Source organism: Streptomyces sp. SID14478 (assembly GCF_010548525.1).
GTDB lineage: Bacteria > Actinomycetota > Actinomycetes > Streptomycetales > Streptomycetaceae > Streptomyces.
Genome location: NZ_JAAGMG010000666.1, coordinates 1 through 18578, shown reverse-complemented (window position 1 = coordinate 18578; position 18578 = coordinate 1). Strand labels below are relative to the sequence as shown.

Below are 18578 nucleotides of genomic sequence, written 5' to 3'. Positions count from 1 at the left end.
TCACAGGAGTCGGACGGGCTGCGCGTAGTGGCAGGCCACCGGGGCACCGGTGCCCCGGTCGGCGAGTTCGGGCGTCTGCTCCACGCAGGCGGTCCGCTCGCTCTCGGTGAGCTGGGTGGCGAACCTCGGGCAGCGGGTGCGGAAGCGGCAGCCGCTGGGCGGGCTGATGGGGCTGGGCACGTCGCCCTCGACGATGATCCGGCGCCGGGCCCGCTCCTTGCGCGGGTCGGGCAGCGGGATCGCGGAGATCAGGGCCTGGGTGTAGGGGTGGGAGGGCCGGGCGAACAGCTGGTGCGTCGGGGCGAGTTCCACGATCCGGCCGAGGTACATCACGGCCACCCGGTGCGCGACGTGCCGCATCACCGACAGGTCGTGCGCCACGAAGAGGAACGACAGGCCGAGTTCGGACTGCAGGTCCATCAGCAGGTTCAGGATGCCGGCCTGGATGGAGACGTCGAGGGCGGAGACCGGCTCGTCGAGGATGATGATCCGGGGCCGCAGCGCCAACGCCCGGGCGATGCCGATGCGTTGGCGCTGCCCGCCGGAGAACTCGTGGGCGAAGCGGTTGCCGTGCTCCGGGTTGAGGCCCACCAGGCGCAGCAGCTCCCGCACCTGGGCGCGCCCGGCCGCGTCGTAGCGCCCGTGGATGCGCAGCGGTTCGGCGACGATCTCCTGGACGGTCACCCGCGGGTCGAGGGAGGCGTACGGGTCCTGGAAGACGATCTGCAACTCCTCGCGCAGCGGCCGCATCTGACGTCTGCTCAGCCCGGTCAGCTCGCGCCCCCCGTAGGAGACGGTGCCCGAGGTGGCGCGCTCCAGGTTGAGCAGGGTGCGCGCCGTCGTCGTCTTGCCGGAGCCCGACTCCCCGACCAGCCCGAGGGTCTCGTCGGCGTACAGGTCGAAAGAGACGCCGCACACGGCGTGCACGTCCCCGACGCGGCGGCGCACCACGCCCCGCGAGTGCACCGGGAAGTGCTTGACGAGGTCGCGGACCTCAAGGACGGGCTCGCCCTGCGCGCTCATACCGTGTCCTCCGGTTGCGACGGTGTCGGCGCCTGCTCCTCGGCGGCGATCCGGGCCAGGGCGGCGGCGTCGGCGCCCTCCGCGGCGAACACCTCCGCCGCCTCCGTGTCGACGAGCCGCTCGGCGAAGTGGCAGGCGCTGCGGTGGGCGGGCACGCCCGTCATGCGCAGGGCCGGCTCGTCCCGGTCGCAGAGGTCCTCGCGCATCGGGCAGCGCGGCGCGAACGGGCAGCCGGGCGGCATGTTCAGGAGCGAGGGCGGGGACCCGGTGATCGGGGTGAGCCGCTCCTGCCCTCCTTCGCCGTCGTCCGCCCGGTCCATACGGGGCAACGAGCCGAGCAGGCCGAGGGTGTACGGCATGCGCGGCGCGTAGAAGATCTCCTCGACGGAGCCGGTCTCGACCACCCGGCCCGCGTACATGACGGCGACCCGGTCGGTGTGCCCGGCGACGACACCCAGGTCGTGAGTGATGAGGACGAGCGCGGCGTCGGTCTCGGCGCGCGCGGTCTCCAGGGCCTCCAGGATCTGGGCCTGCACCGTGACGTCGAGCGCGGTGGTGGGCTCGTCGGCGATGATCACCGCGGGGTCGTTGGACATGCCGATGGCGATGACGACGCGTTGGCGCATGCCGCCGGACAGCTCATGCGGGTACGTGTCGACGCGCCGCCGCGGATGCGGGATGCCGACGGTGGCGAGCAGGTCGACGGCCCGGTCGCGCGCGGCCCGCCGGGACAGGCCCGGGTTGTGGCGCAGGAGGCCCTCGGTGATCTGGTGGCCCACGGTGTACACGGGGTTGAGGGACGTCATGGGGTCCTGGAAGATCATGGCGATGCCGCTGCCGCGCACGTCGGACAGGCCCGCGTCGCTCAGGCCGAGCAGCTCCGTGCCCTGGAAGCGGACGGAGCCGTGCACCCGGGCGGTGTTCGGCAGCAGCCCCATCACCGCGAGCGCGGTCACCGACTTCCCGGACCCGGACTCCCCCACGATGCCCAGGGAATCACCCCGCTCCAGGCGGTAGGACACCCCGCGCACCGCCCGGACCGGTCCGTCCTCGGTGGGGAACTCCACGCGCAGCGCGTCGACCTCAAGGACGGTCTCCTCGGTGGGCCGCACCGACTCGACGCGCCCGTCGACTCCTTTGTCCCGAAAGGTCATTGGCGCACCCTCTGCTGTCGCGGGTCGAACGCGTCGCGCAACCCGTCGCCGATGAAGTTGATGGTCAGTGCGATGACGATGATGAACGCGCCGGGGATGTAGAACAGCCACGGCCGGGTGTCGACCGCCGTCTGCGCCTGGGCGACGAGCAGACCCAGGGACGTGTCGGGCGGCTGCACGCCGAAGCCCAGGAAGGACAGGGCCGTCTCGGTGAGGATGCCGGTGGCGACCAGGATCGTGGCGTTCACGATGATCGGGCCCAGCGCGTTGGGCAGCAGGTGCCGGAAGATGATCCGGGTGTCCGAGGCGCCGAGCGCCCGCGCCGCTTCGACGAACTCCTTCTCGCGCAGCGACATCACCGTGGAGCGCACGACGCGGGAGACGTACGCCCAGGTGAGCCCGGCGATGACGAGCGCGATCCAGTACCAGCTTCCGCCGCTGCGCGAGGAGATGACGAGCGCGATGGCCAGCAGCGGCAGCGTGAGCACCAGGTCGGAGATGCGCATCAGCACCGCGTCGACGAGCCCTCGGTAGAACCCGGCGATGGCGCCCCAGATCGCGCCGACGACGGTCGATCCGAGCGCGATCATGATGGCGATCTTCAGCGAGGTCTGGGTGCCGCGCATCACCTGGGCATACGCGTCGTAGCCGGAGGAGTTGGTCCCGAACGGGTGCTTGGCGGACGGGGCCTGGGAGTTGTCGGAGGTGTACTTCCCGTACGAGTAGTGCCACAGGTGCGGGCCGATGAACGCCCACAGCACGATGAGCACGAACACGGTGAGGCTGATCATCGCGGCGCGGTGGCGCAGGAACCTGCGCAGGATCAGCTGCCCCTGCGTGCGTTCCCGGACGGTGAACTCGTGCTCGGCGCGGGGCAGTTCGCCGCCGGTGGCACCCGGGGCCTGGAGGTCAGTCATAACGGATCCTCGGGTCGAGTACGGCGTACAGCAGGTCGGCGACGAGGTTGAAGGCGATGACCACGACGGCGGAGAGCAGCAGCCACGCCATGGTGCGGTAGACGTCGACCGTGGTCGCCGCCTGGACGAGCATCTCCCCCATGCCGTGCCACTGGAAGATCGTCTCCGTGATGACGACTCCGCCGATCAGTTGGGCCACGTCGAGGGCGGCGACGGTGGTCAGCGGGATGAGGGCGGTGCGCAGGGCGTGGTGCGTGAGCACCTTGCGGCGGCGGATCCCCTTGGCGCGCGCGAGGCGTACGTAGTCGCTGCCGAGGACTTCGAGCATGGAGGCCCGGGTGTAGCGCGTCCAGGAGGCGAAGGAGACGAGTGCCAGGGTGATGACGGGCAGCACGAGATGGCCGATGCGGTCGCTCAACCGGTTGCCGAACGTGTCGACGTCGAGGTACGGCGACTTCTCCCCGATGGTGCCGAGGAAGCTGCTGCCGGTGGCGTCGTTCAGCTGGACACCGCCCTGCTTGAGCAGGACCGCGAACCAGAAGACCGGCATCGCGAGGAACAGGAACCCGACGAAGGTGATGAGGTAGTCGGAGACCGAGTACTGGCGCACGGCGCTGTAGACGCCGCAGGCCACGGCGAGGATCAGGGCGATCACCATGGCGGCGACGACGAGGACGAGCGTCACCCGGAACCGGCTGAACAGGTCGTGGCCGATGTCGAGGTTCGGCTGCACGGACGGTCCGAAGTCGCCGCCGAGCACTCCGGTGATCCAGTGCCAGTAGCGTTCGACGACCGGCTGGTCGGCGTGGATGTGGTGGGCGAAGGAGGCGACGGCGGCCTTGCTGGGGGCGGGCTGCCGGGAGGTGGCGAAGTTGGCTACGGGGTCGCCGGCGTTGACGACGACGAGGAAGACGATGAACGTCGACGCGATCATGACGGGGATCGAGACGAGGATGCGGCGCACGGTGTAGGCGAACATGCCCTTCCCTGGGATGCCGGGGTCCGGGGATGCGCGCCAAGACGCATCCCCGGGCCCGAAGTGGGCTGCTGGGCAGTCGAGTTGACGGATCGGCTACTTCTTCAGACCCCACTCGGCCGTGTTGTACGGCGGCCCCACGTTGGTGGCGTTGTCCCGCATGTTCACGAACCGGGTCTGCACCGCGAGGAGCGTCGGCTTCTGGTACAGCGGCAGCACGTAGGCGTCGTCGACCATCAGCTTGTCCGCCTGGTTGAGGAGTCCGGCGGCCTTCGCAGCATCCGTCTCGCCCACGGACCGTGTGACGAGCTCGTCGACCTGCTTGTTGCTGTAGCCGCCGTAGTTGCCGCCTCCGCCGGTCACCCAGTTCTGCTGAGCGTTGCTGGTGGGGAACGGCGAGGCGACCCAGGCGAACACGATGATGTCGTACTGGTGCCCCTGCAGGACCGTGCCGAGATCGGCGGCGCCGATGGGCTTGATGGTCACCTTGACGCCGAGTTTGGCGAGCGAGCTCTGCAGGATCTGGCATTCGCTCTGACGCAGCTGGTTACCGGTCGTGTAGCGGCAGTTGAAGGGTCCGACGGCCTTGCCGTCCGGCGTCTTGAGGGCGCTGCCGACACCGGTGAACCTGGCGTCGGTGAGGTACTTCTTCGCTTTCGCGAGGTCGCCCGAGCCCTGGCCGCTGGCGGTCACCGTGTCCTCGTAGCCCGCCTGCCCGGGCACCTGCATGTGGCTGCCGAGCTGCTTCACCTTCGGGTCGAACTGGCCGACCGTCTTGGCCATGATGTCCTTGATGCTGATGGCCGTGAACATGGCCTGGCGCAGCGGCTTGTACTTGCCCAGCACCGGGTTGTGCAGATTGAGGTCGAAGTGCTCCCAGTTCAGGCCGTTGCTAATGGTGTACGTGACCTTGGGGATGTCCTTGAGCTGCTTGACGAGGTCGACCTCGGGCTGCGGATAGATCGCCTGCACCTCGTTGTTGCGCAGCGCGATGGGCTCCTGCGTCGCGTCGGTGATGACCTTGAAGATCAGCCGGTCGAGGGTCGGCTTCGTCTTTCCCCACCACTTCGGGTCGGGCACGAAGGTGGCGTGGTCGTTGTCCGTCCAGTCCTGCATCTTGTACGGACCCGCCGTCGCGTACTTGCTCGGCGCTGTCTTGCCGAAGTACACCCAGGACCTGGCCATCTGAGCGGCCGTCATGGACCCGGCGTCGCCGACCTTCGCCCCGGCGGCCTTCTCGCCGACGTGGGCCGGGTACAGCGGGTATCCGGCGCCGAAGAGCTGCTTCCAGTCGGAGTACGGCTTGGCCATCACCACGGTGACCGTCTTGCCGCCGTCGGACCCGGTGACCGACTTGATCCGGTCGTAGCCCGCGGTCGACTGCGGCAGGCACCCCTTGGTCTGGCTCTCGTCGCTCGGTGGCGGCGGCGGGCAGTCCTTGCCGTTGTTCGTCCGCCAGTAGTAGACGAAGTCGTCGGCGGAGATGGCGGTCCCGTCGTTCCACTTCGCGTCCGGGTTGATCTTGTAGACGAGGGTCTGCGGACTGCTCTTGGTCATCGTCGCCGAGCTGACCAGGTCCGTGTTGAGCTTGACGGTGAAGTCGGGCTGCGGGACGAACACCGCGGGCAGGACGACGCCGAGCGCCTCGCCGTTCTCGAAGGTGTTGCCGTTGGCGTCCTGGACGTTCCACTGCTGGATGTTCTTCTCCATCACGTAGGTGAAGGAGCCGCCGGACTTGGTGTCACCGGCGTTGCAGGTGTTGGCCTTGCCCTGGGTGCCGCACGAGGAGAGCCCTGCCGAGCCGCCCTTCTCGCCGCCACCGTCTCCGCCACCGCCGCACGCGGCCAGGACCAGGGTCAGTCCGGCAGCGAGAGTGAGGCCCCTCGTGAGGGCTGTTGAAGGCGCGCGCATGTCCCTCCGTTCGGCCGGCAGACATGTCCGGCCCGGTGAGGCGGCCCGAGGCCGCAAGAGGTGAGCTGCGCATTCACGGTAGAGCTGTTCGGCACCTTCGTGTGCTCCCGTGCCATACCAGAAACATGACGTTCCGGCCTAGGTTTCCTCTCGAGAACTCCCACCAATGGCAAAGGAACGGTCAGTCCCCCAAGACCCTTCAGCCGACGGGAACTCCGGCCTCCAGATAGTGCGCGGCGCCGCGTTCGCGTGCGCGAAGGGCCCAGTGCAGCCGCGCGAAACGGACCGGCGGCAGCAGGACCTGGGCCTCGTCCTCGCTCACGAACCGCCAGTCCCTCAACTCCGGTCCGGGCAGCAGCACTTGCTGCGCCGCGGCGTCCGCCAGGCGGCCTCCGTCGAAGAGCAGCCGCAGCCCGCCGTAGCCGGGCGGCACGGGCGGCTCCCAGTCGACGACCAACAGCCCTGGTGTGTCGACGAGTTCGATGCCGGTCTCCTCGGCGACCTCCCGCACGCCGGCCCGCGCCGGCGCCTCGCCGGGCTCTACGACGCCGCCGGGGAACTCCCAGCCCGGCTTGTAGGTGGGGTCGACGAGCAGCACCCGCCCCTGGTCGTCGAAGAGCAGCACGCCCGCGGCGACCGTCTCGGCGGTCGGTGCGGGCGTCTGCACGATGTCGCACAGCGGTGCGTCGCCCGCGCCGACCGCGGCCGCGATCCGCACGGCGGTCTCGCGCGGGGACAGCGCCCCGTTGTCTATGGGGTACGCGTCGGCGGACAGCCAGCCCGCGAGCGCGGCCCGGTAGGGCTCGATGTCGGCCGGGGGCTCGCCGCCCGGGTCGCGTGCGCGCAGGATCGTTTCCCCTGGAGCAAGAAGCACATGGCACACAGGGATCCGGCGCGCGGCGAGGCCGCCGAAGATCTCGTCCCGGTACTCCTGTCGCAGCAGCCCCATCGGCACCACGAGCACGCCGCCGAGCTCGGCGAGCAGAGCCGCCGCCGTGTCCACCACGAGCCGCCGCCAGATCGGCAGGTCCTGCTGGTCGCTCACCTCGGCGAGCCGCTTGGGCGGCAACAGCCGCTCCAGTTCGCCGTCGATCACCTCGGGGTCGAAGAACGTGCTGTTCGGGATCAGATCGATCAGCTCCCGTGCGGCGGTGGTCTTCCCCGCGCGGGACGCCCCGTTGACCCAGACGATCACGGTTCCCCCCTCTTCCGTCGGCCCCCAAAGGCTTGCCCGCAACACCCTGCCACGGAAACCAGACGCTGATGAGAGGGCTGATCACCCGGTCGCGACCAAGGGTCCGAGCACTCCATGGAGGTCGGCGGGGCGGCGGTAGTGCAGCCCGGTCATGCCCAGCGCGGTGGCGGCCTCGACGTTCTCCCGCCGGTCGTCCACGAACAGGCACCGGTCGGCAGCGACTCCGGCCCGCGCGACCGCGATGTCGTAGATCGCCCGGTCGGGCTTGGCCACCCCTTCGCGGGCGCTGCTGACGACATGGTCCGCGAGATCCGCGAGCCCCATCGCCTCCAGGTCACGTTCCAGGTCCAGGGTCGCGTTGGTCACCAGGACCAGAGGCATGCCCTCGGGAAGGCGGCGCAGCAGCGCGACCACGGCGGCGTCGGCTCGGAACGGCGCATCGGCCAACGCCTGCGCAAGTTCCCGCGCGCGAGCGGGCGCGAGCCGGACGCGGGCGACCAGGGCGGACGTCACGGAAGCCACCCACTCCTGTGTGGTGGCCCTGCCGAGCAGGAGCGGCAGATCCACGGCGGGGGCGTACGCCAGCTCCGCCGTGATGCCCTCGGGCACACCCGCCGCCCGTTCCCGCGCCGACAAGGGCGTCATGTCGTAGAACCGGATCACGTTGTCGAGGTCGCACAGCACCGCGTCGAAGGTCCTGCCGGGTCTCTCGGAAGCCGTCACGCCCCCAGCACACCACACGGGGCCGAAGGCCCGATGGTCACCTCCTGGCCGCCCTCGGTCCATAAGTCGGAGGCATGGTGTCAGTGCCGCACGCTAGTCTCTTCACATGATCACCACCGATGGCCACGACTCCGTTCGCTCCGCAGACGAGCTGAACGAGCAGATCCGCGGTCTGTTGGCGCGCTCAGGCGGCCGGTTGAGCGCCGCGCAGCGCCGTGAGTACGAGGTGCTCGTCGTGGAGTGGGCCGCCGCGGTGCGTGGGGAGATTGTGAAGGCCGCCTAGAAGAGCGCGGGGCCCTCAGGCCTCCGCCGCAAGCCACCGCAGCCCGTCGGCCGCCGCCGGGGAGAGCATCGTCTCGTCCAGTGCGGCGAGCGGGATCCACTCCACCGCCTCCGTCGAGCCCGCCACCTCGACGACTTCCGGTACCTCGCCCGCGAGTCGGACGGCGTAGAACAGGGCGATCAAGTGCCAGTGCACGCCGTCCCGTTGGGCCGTGTAGGCGCGGCTGTCGACGAGCCGGGCCTCGACGAGATCGAGGCCCGTCTCCTCGCGGAGTTCGCGCTCCAGCGCCTGCACGGGCTGCTCGCCGTGGTCGATGCCGCCACCGGGCAGATGCCACAGGCCGGGCTCGAAGACGGGTGACGCGTCCGAGAGGCGGGCGAGCAGGACGCGGCCCTCCCTGAGCGCCAGTGCGTATGCGGACACGCGCGTCCGCGGCCGAGCCTCCATGCTGCGTGCCCTCCCGTGGTCGGCCGTCCGGTGCGGCCGCACCGAGGGAACCGTACGGGTGCCAGCGGGCCCACGGGCAGGTCGGCCCCTTCGCGGAAACCGGCTGTCGGCTCCCACCGTTCGGTTCTGGCGTGTGAGTCGGCTCAAACAATGTCAAGCAGACAGCCTCCAATTCACTCCATCAAGTGACGTGGGGGTGCCCGGAATCGTTACGGCACCCCCTCGGACAAGGACTGCCGATAGCGTGGCCGATCAGGTACCCCAGCCCCCGGTGACCTCCCGATTCGTTCGCACGAGACATGCGGCAGCGCGGACGGCTCCCCCGGAGCCGGACAAGTGCTCGGCCCGGGGGAACCGATGCGACAGGGCAACCAACAGGACTACCTCTCCGATGACTTCGGAGATTTCCACCGGCTCACCCGGACGACCGGGGCGGACGACTCCGAGCACGCTCCGGTGATACGTACGGTCGGCGACTGCGCAGTCGTCGAACTCTCCGGCGAGATCGACCTCCTCGCCTTCCACCGGACGGCTCCGCTGCTCGACGCCGTGACGGCGGGCCCCTACCGCGTCGTGGTGATCGACCTGACGGGCACCACGTTCTTCGACTGCTCCGGGCTCTCCCTGCTGGTGCGCGCCCGGCGCAGGGCCCGCGCACGCGACGGCCGCGTCGCCGTCGTCTGCCGCCACCCTCTGACGCTCCGCATCATCGAACTCTCGGGCCTGACGCGGTCGTTGGGGCCGGTGGCGACGGTGGAGGAGGCGCTGCGCTGAACCGTTCCGTCCTCCCCGCCGCCGCCCCGCACGCGCCGGCCGTCAGTGCTTCACGGGGCACACCGCCGAGGTGGACGTGAGCGTGTTGTACGAGGGGGCGGCCGGCGCCTTCAGCGAGGTGCTGCCGAGCTGGTCGAGGATCTCGTCGGAGAGCAGGTCCTGCTGGCCCTTGAGGGCGTCGGCGACGACCGTGTCCTTCGGGAACACCATCTCCGCGGCGACGTTGTCCTGCACGATGCGGGCGAGGTTGTCGAGCGCGGTGAAGACCGGGTCCGCCGGCGGCTCCAGGCCGGGCAGGTCGATCAGGTGGGTGGCGACCTTCGCCGCGTTCATGCAGTCCTTGATGATGATGGTGTTCTGGTTGAGCACGCTGGTGGTCCACTGCGAGATGACCACGCAGTACAGGTCCGCCCACGCCTGCTCACCCGTCTTGGCACGCCAGGTCTTCATGATGTCCCGCACCCCCGCGATCTGGGCCCGCGAGGCATGCTCCATGTTGACGCGGATGTCGGGATAGACACCACCGGAGAAGTCTTCGAAGGACTTCATGTCGAAGTGCTCGGCCGCGACCGACGTCTCGATGAACGCCAGGGCGGCGTCGAGGATGTTGCCGCAGGACGTGGTGAGGGCGGCCGGCAGGTTCGCGGCGGCGAGGTTGCCGCGCGCCGTCGTGAGCTTGGCGGCATAGGCGTGGAGCGGTTCGATCCAGGCGGTGGACGTGTCGTCGTTGAAGGCCACCATGACCAGGTCGTGGGGGTCGATGCGGTCCGCGCCCGGCAGGTTCGGGATCTTGTCCGCCAGATAGGAGGCGATCACCGAGAAGATGCCCAGCGGCACGTGGGCGATGGACTTCGCCAGCTCGAACGTCTGGTCCACCGGATTGACGGACTCCTGGCCGTCCTTGGTCACGAGGGTGAACCGGCCCCCCTTGGCGTCGTTCTGGACCACGACCACCGGGGAGAGGTGCTTGATCAATTCGGCTTTCAGCGTCGCGTAGTTGGCGCGCATTCCGGAGTTCACGGCGAACATGGATTCCCGCGCCTGCTCCTGACTGACCGCCGCGGCCTCCACGGAGGTGTCCGCGGCGCTCGGGGTCGCCCCGTAGCCGAGCAGTGCCGCGGTGCCGACACCGGTAGCGCCGCCTATAAAGCCTCTGCGCGTAGCCATCTTCGTTTTCTCCCAAGGGATTTCGACATCGGTTTCTTCTTCACTGGGGGGAGCTTCTTCATGGGGGGAAGCCTCACTTTTGGAGGGATGGGGGGATGGGGGGATGGGGAAGTGCGGAGTGGGAGGAGACAGGCGTCGGCGCCCACCCCTGCGAGAAGCGCGGAAGGGGTGGGCGCGAGTGCTACTTGATGTCGCGCTGCTTGGGCACGACGACGCCGAAGCGGTCCTGGATGGTGGCGAGCGCGGCCTCGTGCACCTGCTTGGCCGGGATGCCGCGGGGGTTGCCGTTCACCGGCAGCGGCCGGGTCGCGGAGGCGTCGCCGACCACCGTCGGGTGATAGCCGTGGTAGACGGCGCCCTCGGCGGTGAACAGGGTGCACATGTGCGTCATGAAGCCGGAGATGATGACGTTCTTGCGGCCGGTCTTCTTGAGTTCCTCGTCGAGGTCCGTCTCGTGGAAGCCGTTGGGGACGGCCTTCTCCACGACCGCCTCGCCCTTGGCGGGCTTGAGCGCCGGAATGATCTGCCCGGCCTTCGACTTGAGGTCGTAGCCCTTCTCCACGATGTGGATGACCGGCGTGTGTGCCGCGCGGGCGCGAGCGAGCAGGGACTTGGTGTTCTCCACCGCATCGCGCCAGCCGGTCAGTTCCATCGCGCCGTCGGTGTAGACGTTCTGGTAGTCGACGAGGACCAGCGTCGCGTCGGACAGCTTCGCCGGGGTCTCGTCCAGCTTCATGAGCTGGCGCAGCGTCGTCGTGTCCTTCGCGTAGTTCTTCTCGTGCCCCTTGTCGCGGCCCTTGTCCTGCACGCCGGTCCGCGTGGCGGCCTCGGAACTGCCTCCGCAGGCGGTGACCGTGGCCGCGAGAACGGCGGCCGCCCCCAGGGCGGCGGCGGTACGGAGCAGCTTCATCAGACGATCTCCTTCTGGGTCGCGACGACGACCCCGTACAGGTCGGCGATGGTGGCGAGGGCGCTGTAGTGCACCTGACGGGCTTCGATGTCGGCGCCCACCAGCGGGAGGGAGCGGGTCGCGGTGGCCTCGGCGACCACGGTGGGCCGGTTGCCGTTGAGGAACGCGCCCTGCGCGGTGAAGGCCACGCACATGTGGGTCATCCAGCCCGCGATGACGACGTCCTGGCCGTCCTTGAGGTGCGTGTCGAGATCGGTGCCCACGAACGCGTTCGGGGCCTGCTTCACGACGACCGCCTCACCGTCGACCGGCGCGACCTTCGGGTGGATCTGACCGATCTCGGCACGGATGTCGTACGGGGTGCCCTCGCCGCCGTCGTTGATGACGTGCACGACCTTCGTGCCCTCCTGGCGGGCCCTGGCCAGCAGCTGCGCGGCGGCGTCGAGCGACTTCTCCCAGCCGTCGAGCTCCATCACGCCCTGGGTGTAGGTGTTCTGGAAGTCGATCAGGATCAGCGTCGACCCCGCCAGCTTCGCGGGCGTCTGATCGAAGCCGTTGAGCTCGCGCAGCGTGGTTCGAGACATGGGTGTACCGCCTTCGAGTTACGGGTGTGAAGTGCGGCCCGCGGATTCCGCCTGGCCACGTCCTTAACGCTATGGCCCGGCCGCGATGGCGGCAATGACGTCTAACATGCAGATACCGACATGCCCACGCGTGTCGCCCGGACGCCCACGACCGGCCATGACGCCCGTCGTGCCGGACACACACGACCGCTCACCGCTCACCCACGACCGACCAGGGGACCTCGTGCCGGACACCGTCGCACGCCGCATCGTCATCGTGCTCTTCGAGGGCGTCGACCTGCTCGACGTCACCGGCCCGCCGGAGGTGTTCTCCCTGGCGCTGCGGGAGACCGAGGAGGCCGCGGGCTATCAGGTCCTGCTCGCCGCGCGGTCCATGGACCCGGTCACCACCGGCGCCGGGGTCCGCATCCTCCCCGACCTCACCTTCGAGGAGGCCGCGGCGGGCGGTATCGACACGCTCATCGTGCCCGGGGCGGTGCAGGTCGACGAGGAGCGCCGGGTCCATCCGCTCGTCGATCCCGCGCTGGTCGAGTGGGTGCGGGTGCTCGCCGGGCGCACCCACCGGATCACCTCCGTGTGCGTGGGCGCGCATCTGCTCGCCGCCGCCGGCCTGCTCGACGGCAAGCGCGCCACCACCCACTGGTCCACCGCGCAGCAACTGGCCGCCGATCACCCCGCCGTGAAGGTCGACGCCGACCCGATCTTCATCCGCGAGGACAACGTCTGGACCGGGGCGGGCATCAGCGCCTGCCTCGACCTCTCCCTCGCCCTGATCGCCGACGACCTCGGCGAGGCCGTCGCCCTGCGCGTCGCCCGCCAGTTGGTCATGTATCTCAAACGGCCCAGCGGGCAGAGCCAGTTCAGCGTCCCGCTGGAGCAGGTCTCCACGACGCGGCGCATCGAGGACCTGCGCCACCACATCCTGCGCCACATCGGCGAGCCGCTGACGGTCGTCGACCTCGCCGCGTACGCCCACGTCAGCGACCGCCATCTGACCCGCCTGTTCAAGACGGAGCTGGGCATGACCCCGCACGCCTACATCGAATCCGTGCGGGTCGAGAAGGCCCGTCACGACCTGGAGTCCTCGGACGCCACCCTCGAACGCATCGCGTCCGCCTGCGGGTTCGGTACGACGGACACGTTGGTGCGGGCGTTCCGGCGGCGCCTGAACACGACGCCGACGGAGTACCGGCGCCGGTTCCGGGTGCGCCCCGCGCCCTGACGCCGCGGGAACGTCAGCCGACCAGGAGCACGAGCTTTTCTCGGACACGGCCCCGTTCGCCCGCCCGGTGCGCCTCGGCCACGTCAGCGAGCGGGAAGGTCCGCACGGCCGGCAGGGAGAACCGCCCCGAGTCGATCAACTCGCCGATCTCGCCCAGCACATGGAGCGCGCGGCCGGCGTCCCCGCGGCTGAACCGCACCCCGTGCGCCTGGGCCCCGGCGAAATCGGCGACCGTGATGACCCGGTCCGCGCCGCCGGTGAGGCCGATCAGCTCCGGCAGCACGCCGCTCCCGGCGACGTCGAGGGCGAGGTCGACGCCGTCCGGGGCGAGGGCGCGGACCCGCTCGACGAGTCCGTCGCCGTAGACGACGGGCTCGGCGCCCAGCGATCCCAGGTACTCCTGGTTCGCCGGACCTGCGGTGCCGATCACCCGCGCACCGCGCGCCACGGCGAGCTGCACCGCGGCGCTGCCGACACTTCCGGAGGCCCCGTTGACGAGCACGGTGCTGCCGCTCTGCACACCCAGCTGGTCGAGCGCGCGCGTGGCCGTCTCCAGGGCGGCCGGCATCGCGGCGACGTCGGCGAAGCCGAGCGAGGGCGGCACCGGGGCGTAGTGGGACAGCACCGCGCGCTCCGCCTGGGCCCCCTCCTCGGCGGTGAAGCCGAACACACGGTCCCCGACGGAGACGTCCGTGACGCCCGGACCGAGCTCGTCGACGACGCCCGCCGCCTCGTGGCCCAGGGTCCCCGGCAGCTCCGGGTCCATCAGCCCCCGGCGCTTCTTCCAGTCGCTCGGGTTGACGCCGGCCGCGCGCACCGCGATCCGGACCTGGCCGGGCCCCGGGTGCGGATCGGGGAGATCCACGAGTTCGAGGACCTCCGGGCCCCCGAAACTGCTGTAGCGGACTGCCTTCATCACGTGCTCCGATCTCACCCCCGGGACGGTGCGCTCTGCGGGCGCCAGTATCTCAGCCCCTCCCCGGGCCCGGCGCGGGCGGGAAGTCCCGCGCCTTGATCTTCGCCATGGGCCCGTCGGGGTGGTGGTAGACGAGGCCTTCCCAGCCGCGACCCGCGAGTACGGTGCCGATCTCGTCGTAGGTGCGCGCGTCGAGGCCGGGTGCGAGCCTCTCCGCGGTGGCGTGCCGGATCAGCACGTGCCGGTCGAGGCCCTCCGGGTTGCCGTTGACCTTCGGACCGCAGAGTTCGTACGTCCCGTGCTCCGGTACGCCCTCGGCTTCGAGCGCCTGCGCGTGGAACCTCGCGAACGACGACTGGCCGATCGGCTCCCAGCCCATCGTCTTGCCGGTCACCTCGTCCCGTTCGACCGGCACGTAGTGCGGCGGCTCGCTCCTGCCCGGCTTGACCTCCCGTCGGGCCCACCACGCGCCGGACTCGTCGAGGAGGGCGCAGGTCCCGTCGTACTTGCGGGTGGCGACGCCGTACCCCTCGATGACCCACTCGCATCCCGGGGCGACCTCGGGCAGGACACGGCGGCGGTCCTGCGGATCGCGGACGAACAGGGTGGGAATCTTCTGCACGGCGAGTCCTCTCAGGGGTCGGACCACCAGGATGATCGCCCGCCCCGGCGCAGTCGCGGCATTTTCGGCCGACGGACCTCCCACCAGGAGGTAGCGCGCGAAGTTCTGTTGAAACTCGTTGTGTTCCGTGGTGTTGACCTTGCCGGTCTTGTCGGGCTCGTGCACGTACGGCGCGAAGACCGCGTCGAGCGACTTCTTACTGCCACTCTTCCAACAGACTCCAACACGGCCTACCGTAATCGCGCGCCAGTGACACGTACATGCAGACATCCCCCCTTTCCGGGAGTACGGAGGAGCGTAACCATGCGTCGTCTTCCCACCCGCAGCACCGGAACCGTCCGGCGAAGAGTCGTCGGAGCAATGGCCGTCGCGGTGCTCTGCACCGGTGGACTCGTGGCGGTACCCGCATCCGCCACGCCCACCGCCGCGCAGGCCGAGGCACCCCCCGCGCCCGACGAAGGGCCGGCCCTCACCCCGCCCATGGGCTTCAACAACTGGAACTCCACGCACTGCAGCGCGGACTTCGACGAGGCGATGGTGAAGGGCATCGCCGACCTGTTCGTGGACAAGGGCCTCAAGGACGCCGGGTACCAGTACGTGAACCTGGACGACTGCTGGGCCCTGCCCTCGCGGGACGCGAACGGCAAGCTCGTGCCCGATCCGGCCCGCTTCCCCAACGGGATCAAGGCAGTTGCGGACTACGTCCACTCCAAGGGCCTCAAGCTCGGCATTTACACCAGCGCCGGCACGAAGACCTGCAGCGACATCGGATTCCCCGGGGCGCTCGGCCACGAGTACAGCGACGCCCAGCAGTTCGCCGACTGGGGCGTCGACTACCTCAAGTACGACAACTGCAACAACCAGGGCGTCGACGCCAAGCAGCGCTACACGACGATGCGCGACGCGCTGAAGGCGACCGGGCGCCCCATCGTCTACAGCATCTGCGAGTGGGGCGAGAACAAGCCGTGGGAGTGGGCCGGCGACGTCGGACAGCTGTGGCGCACCACCGGTGACATCAGCGACAGTTGGGGCTCGATGCTCTCGCTGATGAAGCAGAACCTGCCGCTCGCGCAGTACGCGGGGCCCGGCCACTGGAACGACCCCGACATGCTGGAGGTCGGCAACGGCGGCATGACGGACACCGAGTACCGCACCCACTTCTCGATGTGGTCGGTCATGGCGTCGCCCCTGCTGATCGGCACCGACCTGCGCAAGGCCTCCGACGAGACGTACGAGATCCTCTCCAACCACGACGTCATCGCCGTCGACCAGGACCCGCTGGGCAAGCAGGGCACCGTCGTCTCGTCCGAGGGCGGCCGCTGGGTCGTGTCGAAGGAGATGAAGGACGGCAGCCGCGCCGTCGCCCTGTTCAACGAGTCGGGCTCCGCGCAGCGCATCGCGACCACGGCGAAGGAGGTCGGGCTGCCCTCGGCGACCGCGTACGCGGCCCGCGATCTGTGGCAGCACAAGGACTTCAACACCGCGGGCACCCTCGCGGCGACGGTCCCCGCGCACGGCACGGTGCTGCTGCGCGTGGCCGCGGACCCGAAGTGGGCCGCGTATCCCCCGGCGTCCGAACTCGGCCTGGACGAGGGCGTGTTCGTCGAGCCGGGCGCTGCCGCGAAGGTCACCGCCACGTTCACCGACCTGGGCCGCACCCCTGCCCGTGACGTGGCCGTCTCGGTGAGCGGCCCGGCAGGGAAGGGCTGGGCCGTCAAGGCGGCCGGACCGACGAGGGCGTCCGAGGTGCCGAGCGGCAAGTCCCTGCGGACGCGGTGGACCGTGACGCCACCGGCCGGCGCGGCCACCGGTGCGTACGACCTCACCCTGCGCGCCACCTACCGCTCGCCGCAGGGCACGAAGGTCACCAGTACGGTCCCGGTGACCGCGTCCGTCGCGACGGCGCCGCCGAGCGGGGCGTCGGACCTGGGCGACCTGCCCTGGCTCGCGACGAGCAACGGCTACGGCCCGGTGGAACGCAACACCAGCAACGGCGAGGACGGGGCGGGCGACGGGAACCCGCTGACCATCGGCGGGACCGTGTACGCCAAGGGTCTCGGCGTCCACGCGCCCAGCTCGGTCGACTACTACGCGGCCCGTTCGTGCGAGCGCGTCACGGCGCAGGTCGGCGTCGACGACGAGAAGGACACGAAGGGCACGGTCGCGTTCGAGGTGTGGGCCGACGGCAAGAAGGTCGCCTCGACCGGCGTCCTGACCAACTCCGATGCACCGCAGTCCCTTTCGGCCGATGTGACGGGCGCTCAGGTGGTGCGCCTCGTCGTCACGGACGGCGGCGACGGGGTCGACTCCGACCACGCGGACTGGGGTGACGCACAGCTGGACTGCTGACACCCGAACGGATCGAGGGGCGTGCGGGAGACACTCCGCACGCCCCTCATCGTCGCTACGAAACGGCCCCCACGGGGCCCGAACATGCGTCACCTGGCGCGCAGATACCCCGAGTTCGCGACCTGCCCGAGGAAGGTGAACCGGGTGTTCCCGGCCATGTGCTTCTCGAACGCCTCCTTGATCCCGGGCCACTTGGCGTGCCCGAAGTCGTCGAGGACGACGATGCCGCCGGGTGCCACGATCTCCTCGGCCCATTCCAGGTCCGCTCCGACCCCGGCCGCGGAGTGGTCACCGTCGACGATGATCACGCCGTAGGCGCGGTCGCCGACCAGGGCGCGGATCTCGGGGTCCCCGGAGAACCCCTGCTGGATCCTGGCCGCGGCGCCGGCCGCGCCCGCGAGCGCCAGATTGGTGCGCACCGCGGCACCCCGTACCGGCGTGCCCGTCGGGTCGTCGCCCTCGGTGGTGCCGGGCTGCAACTGCAGCCCGGCGAGCGGGTCGACGATGGTCAGGCGCGGATCGCGGCCCGCGCGTTCCATCATCCGGATCAGGGCCGCACCGAACATCCCGTACAAGGTGCCGATCTCCAGGACCTCGTCGTTGGGCGGGTCGAGCAGGGGCACGGCGGAGAGCTTGCCGCAGATGTTCATGGTGCCGCCGGCTATGCGCCCGACGCCGAGCGACTCCAGGGCCATGAGCAGTCGGAACGCCTGCGCGACATTGCGCTGTGCACCCTCGCGGTCCCCGGTCACCCGCTCCAACTCGTCGATGACACGGGTGAGATGGACCTGCGCCGGCAACCGCGAGGTACCGCGCCCGGTCGCGTCGAGGAGCAGTTCCAGCGGGCGCTGGCGATTGCTCAGCGCCGCCACCCGGCGCTCCAGTCCGGCTTCGCCGCCGCCCATCACCTGGCGGATCCGGCGTTCGATGCGCTGGTCGATGAGGTCGGCGACGGGGCGCAGGGCACGTCGCGCGGTCTTGGTGGTGAGTAGCGCTCGCATAGGTCTGTGACCCTCACATGTAGGGAACGGCGTAACGGCGTACATGTGGGGGGACGGATGCCGCCAGGACGCAGAGCTGCGGGGAGAGGCATGAAGGAGGCGCGGCACCGTGGGAGCGCTGCGCCTCAGGGACAGTAAAGGGACAACCGTCCACAGTTCAAGCACTGCGGGAGATGCCCGCCCTGTCGGGAAATGGGGCACGCCCTCCCGGCAACCAACAGGTGAACAGGCAGGACATGCGTCCTTTTTGACGCCCCGTCAGCCGCGCTCAGACCACCTGTCGCCGCGCACCGTTCACGGCCGCCCCGGAGCGCAGCGCCGCGGACGCCGCGCCCACGAGCCCGGCGTCCGTGCCCGTCAGCGCCGGCGCCACCGTGAGGCGCTGCACGAACGACAAGGTGGCG

The 18578-nt window shown here is 70.0% G+C and carries 18 protein-coding genes and 1 pseudogene; 4 read left to right on the top strand and 15 right to left on the bottom strand.

Translation table 11 applies throughout. The annotated features are described in order from the left end of the window. From G3I40_RS21885 to G3I40_RS21855, 7 genes are all read right to left on the bottom strand, one after another. A complete protein-coding gene (locus tag G3I40_RS21885) occupies window positions 1–1023 on the bottom strand; it encodes an oligopeptide/dipeptide ABC transporter ATP-binding protein (RefSeq protein WP_164303829.1) in 1023 nt (340 codons plus the stop codon). Beyond that, window positions 1020–2177, bottom strand: coding sequence for an ABC transporter ATP-binding protein (locus G3I40_RS21880; RefSeq protein WP_164303828.1), 1158 nt, complete (start codon window positions 2175–2177; stop codon window positions 1020–1022). The genes G3I40_RS21885 and G3I40_RS21880 overlap by 4 nt, the downstream gene beginning before the upstream one ends. Then, a complete protein-coding gene (locus G3I40_RS21875; RefSeq protein ID WP_164303827.1) occupies window positions 2174–3094 on the bottom strand; it encodes an ABC transporter permease in 921 nt (306 codons plus the stop codon). The genes G3I40_RS21880 and G3I40_RS21875 overlap by 4 nt, the downstream gene beginning before the upstream one ends. Then, window positions 3087–4073, bottom strand: a complete 987-nt coding sequence (locus tag G3I40_RS21870; RefSeq protein ID WP_164303826.1) for an ABC transporter permease — start codon at window positions 4071–4073, stop codon at window positions 3087–3089. The genes G3I40_RS21875 and G3I40_RS21870 overlap by 8 nt, the downstream gene beginning before the upstream one ends. A 93-nt stretch (window positions 4074–4166) precedes the next feature. Beyond that, on the bottom strand, window positions 4167–5981 hold the full coding sequence (locus G3I40_RS21865) for an ABC transporter family substrate-binding protein (RefSeq protein WP_164303825.1): 1815 nt from the start codon (window positions 5979–5981) through the stop codon (window positions 4167–4169). 199 nt (window positions 5982–6180) lie between these two features. Further along, window positions 6181–7176, bottom strand: a complete 996-nt coding sequence (locus G3I40_RS21860) for an NUDIX domain-containing protein (RefSeq protein ID WP_164303824.1) — start codon at window positions 7174–7176, stop codon at window positions 6181–6183. A gap of 81 nt (window positions 7177–7257) precedes the next feature. Then, complete coding sequence (locus tag G3I40_RS21855) at window positions 7258–7899, bottom strand: HAD-IA family hydrolase (protein WP_343244989.1); 642 nt, start codon at window positions 7897–7899, stop codon at window positions 7258–7260. Window positions 7900–8005: 106 nt separating this feature from the next. Between G3I40_RS21855 and G3I40_RS46520 the strand changes: the two genes are divergently transcribed. Further along, window positions 8006–8182: a hypothetical protein gene (locus G3I40_RS46520; protein WP_203644564.1), complete on the top strand. Its 177-nt coding sequence runs from the start codon at window positions 8006–8008 to the stop codon at window positions 8180–8182. Window positions 8183–8197: 15 nt separating this feature from the next. Here the strand turns inward: G3I40_RS46520 and G3I40_RS21850 are convergent, their stop codons facing one another. Then, entirely contained in the window at window positions 8198–8605 is a 408-nt protein-coding gene (locus G3I40_RS21850; RefSeq protein WP_343244988.1) for an NUDIX domain-containing protein, read from the bottom strand. A gap of 381 nt (window positions 8606–8986) precedes the next feature. On the opposite strand from G3I40_RS21850, the gene G3I40_RS21845 reads away from it, so the two are divergent. Continuing rightward, a complete protein-coding gene (locus G3I40_RS21845) occupies window positions 8987–9403 on the top strand; it encodes an anti-sigma factor antagonist (RefSeq protein WP_164303821.1) in 417 nt (138 codons plus the stop codon). A gap of 42 nt (window positions 9404–9445) precedes the next feature. Here the strand turns inward: G3I40_RS21845 and G3I40_RS21840 are convergent, their stop codons facing one another. From G3I40_RS21840 to G3I40_RS21830, 3 genes are all read right to left on the bottom strand, one after another. Next, a complete protein-coding gene (locus tag G3I40_RS21840; protein WP_239091876.1) occupies window positions 9446–10570 on the bottom strand; it encodes a hypothetical protein in 1125 nt (374 codons plus the stop codon). Between the two features lie 181 nt (window positions 10571–10751). Then, entirely contained in the window at window positions 10752–11480 is a 729-nt protein-coding gene (locus tag G3I40_RS21835) for a cysteine hydrolase family protein (RefSeq protein ID WP_164303820.1), read from the bottom strand. Beyond that, window positions 11480–12064, bottom strand: a complete 585-nt coding sequence (locus G3I40_RS21830) for an isochorismatase family protein (protein ID WP_164303819.1) — start codon at window positions 12062–12064, stop codon at window positions 11480–11482. The genes G3I40_RS21835 and G3I40_RS21830 overlap by 1 nt, the downstream gene beginning before the upstream one ends. A 223-nt stretch (window positions 12065–12287) precedes the next feature. Here G3I40_RS21830 and G3I40_RS21825 point away from each other — a divergent pair, with 223 nt between their 5' ends. After that, window positions 12288–13286, top strand: coding sequence for a helix-turn-helix domain-containing protein (locus G3I40_RS21825; protein WP_164303841.1), 999 nt, complete (start codon window positions 12288–12290; stop codon window positions 13284–13286). A 13-nt stretch (window positions 13287–13299) separates the two neighbouring features. On the opposite strand, the gene G3I40_RS21820 is transcribed toward G3I40_RS21825, so the two are convergent. Together G3I40_RS21820 and G3I40_RS21815 are read right to left on the bottom strand one after the other, a co-directional pair. Further along, window positions 13300–14202 (bottom strand): NADP-dependent oxidoreductase, encoded by a 903-nt coding sequence (locus G3I40_RS21820; protein WP_164303840.1) that lies wholly within the window; start codon window positions 14200–14202, stop codon window positions 13300–13302. Window positions 14203–14254: 52 nt separating this feature from the next. Then, complete coding sequence (locus G3I40_RS21815; protein ID WP_164303818.1) at window positions 14255–14824, bottom strand: hypothetical protein; 570 nt, start codon at window positions 14822–14824, stop codon at window positions 14255–14257. A gap of 303 nt (window positions 14825–15127) precedes the next feature. On the opposite strand from G3I40_RS21815, the gene G3I40_RS21810 reads away from it, so the two are divergent. Beyond that, window positions 15128–17173 (top strand): NPCBM/NEW2 domain-containing protein, encoded by a 2046-nt coding sequence (locus G3I40_RS21810; protein ID WP_164303817.1) that lies wholly within the window; start codon window positions 15128–15130, stop codon window positions 17171–17173. Window positions 17174–17262: 89 nt separating this feature from the next. On the opposite strand, the gene G3I40_RS21805 is transcribed toward G3I40_RS21810, so the two are convergent. Continuing rightward, window positions 17263–18174, bottom strand: a complete 912-nt coding sequence (locus G3I40_RS21805) for a class I SAM-dependent methyltransferase (protein ID WP_164303816.1) — start codon at window positions 18172–18174, stop codon at window positions 17263–17265. A gap of 268 nt (window positions 18175–18442) precedes the next feature. Next, window positions 18443–18578: pseudogene (locus tag G3I40_RS47270) on the bottom strand (ROK family protein); the annotation flags it as partial.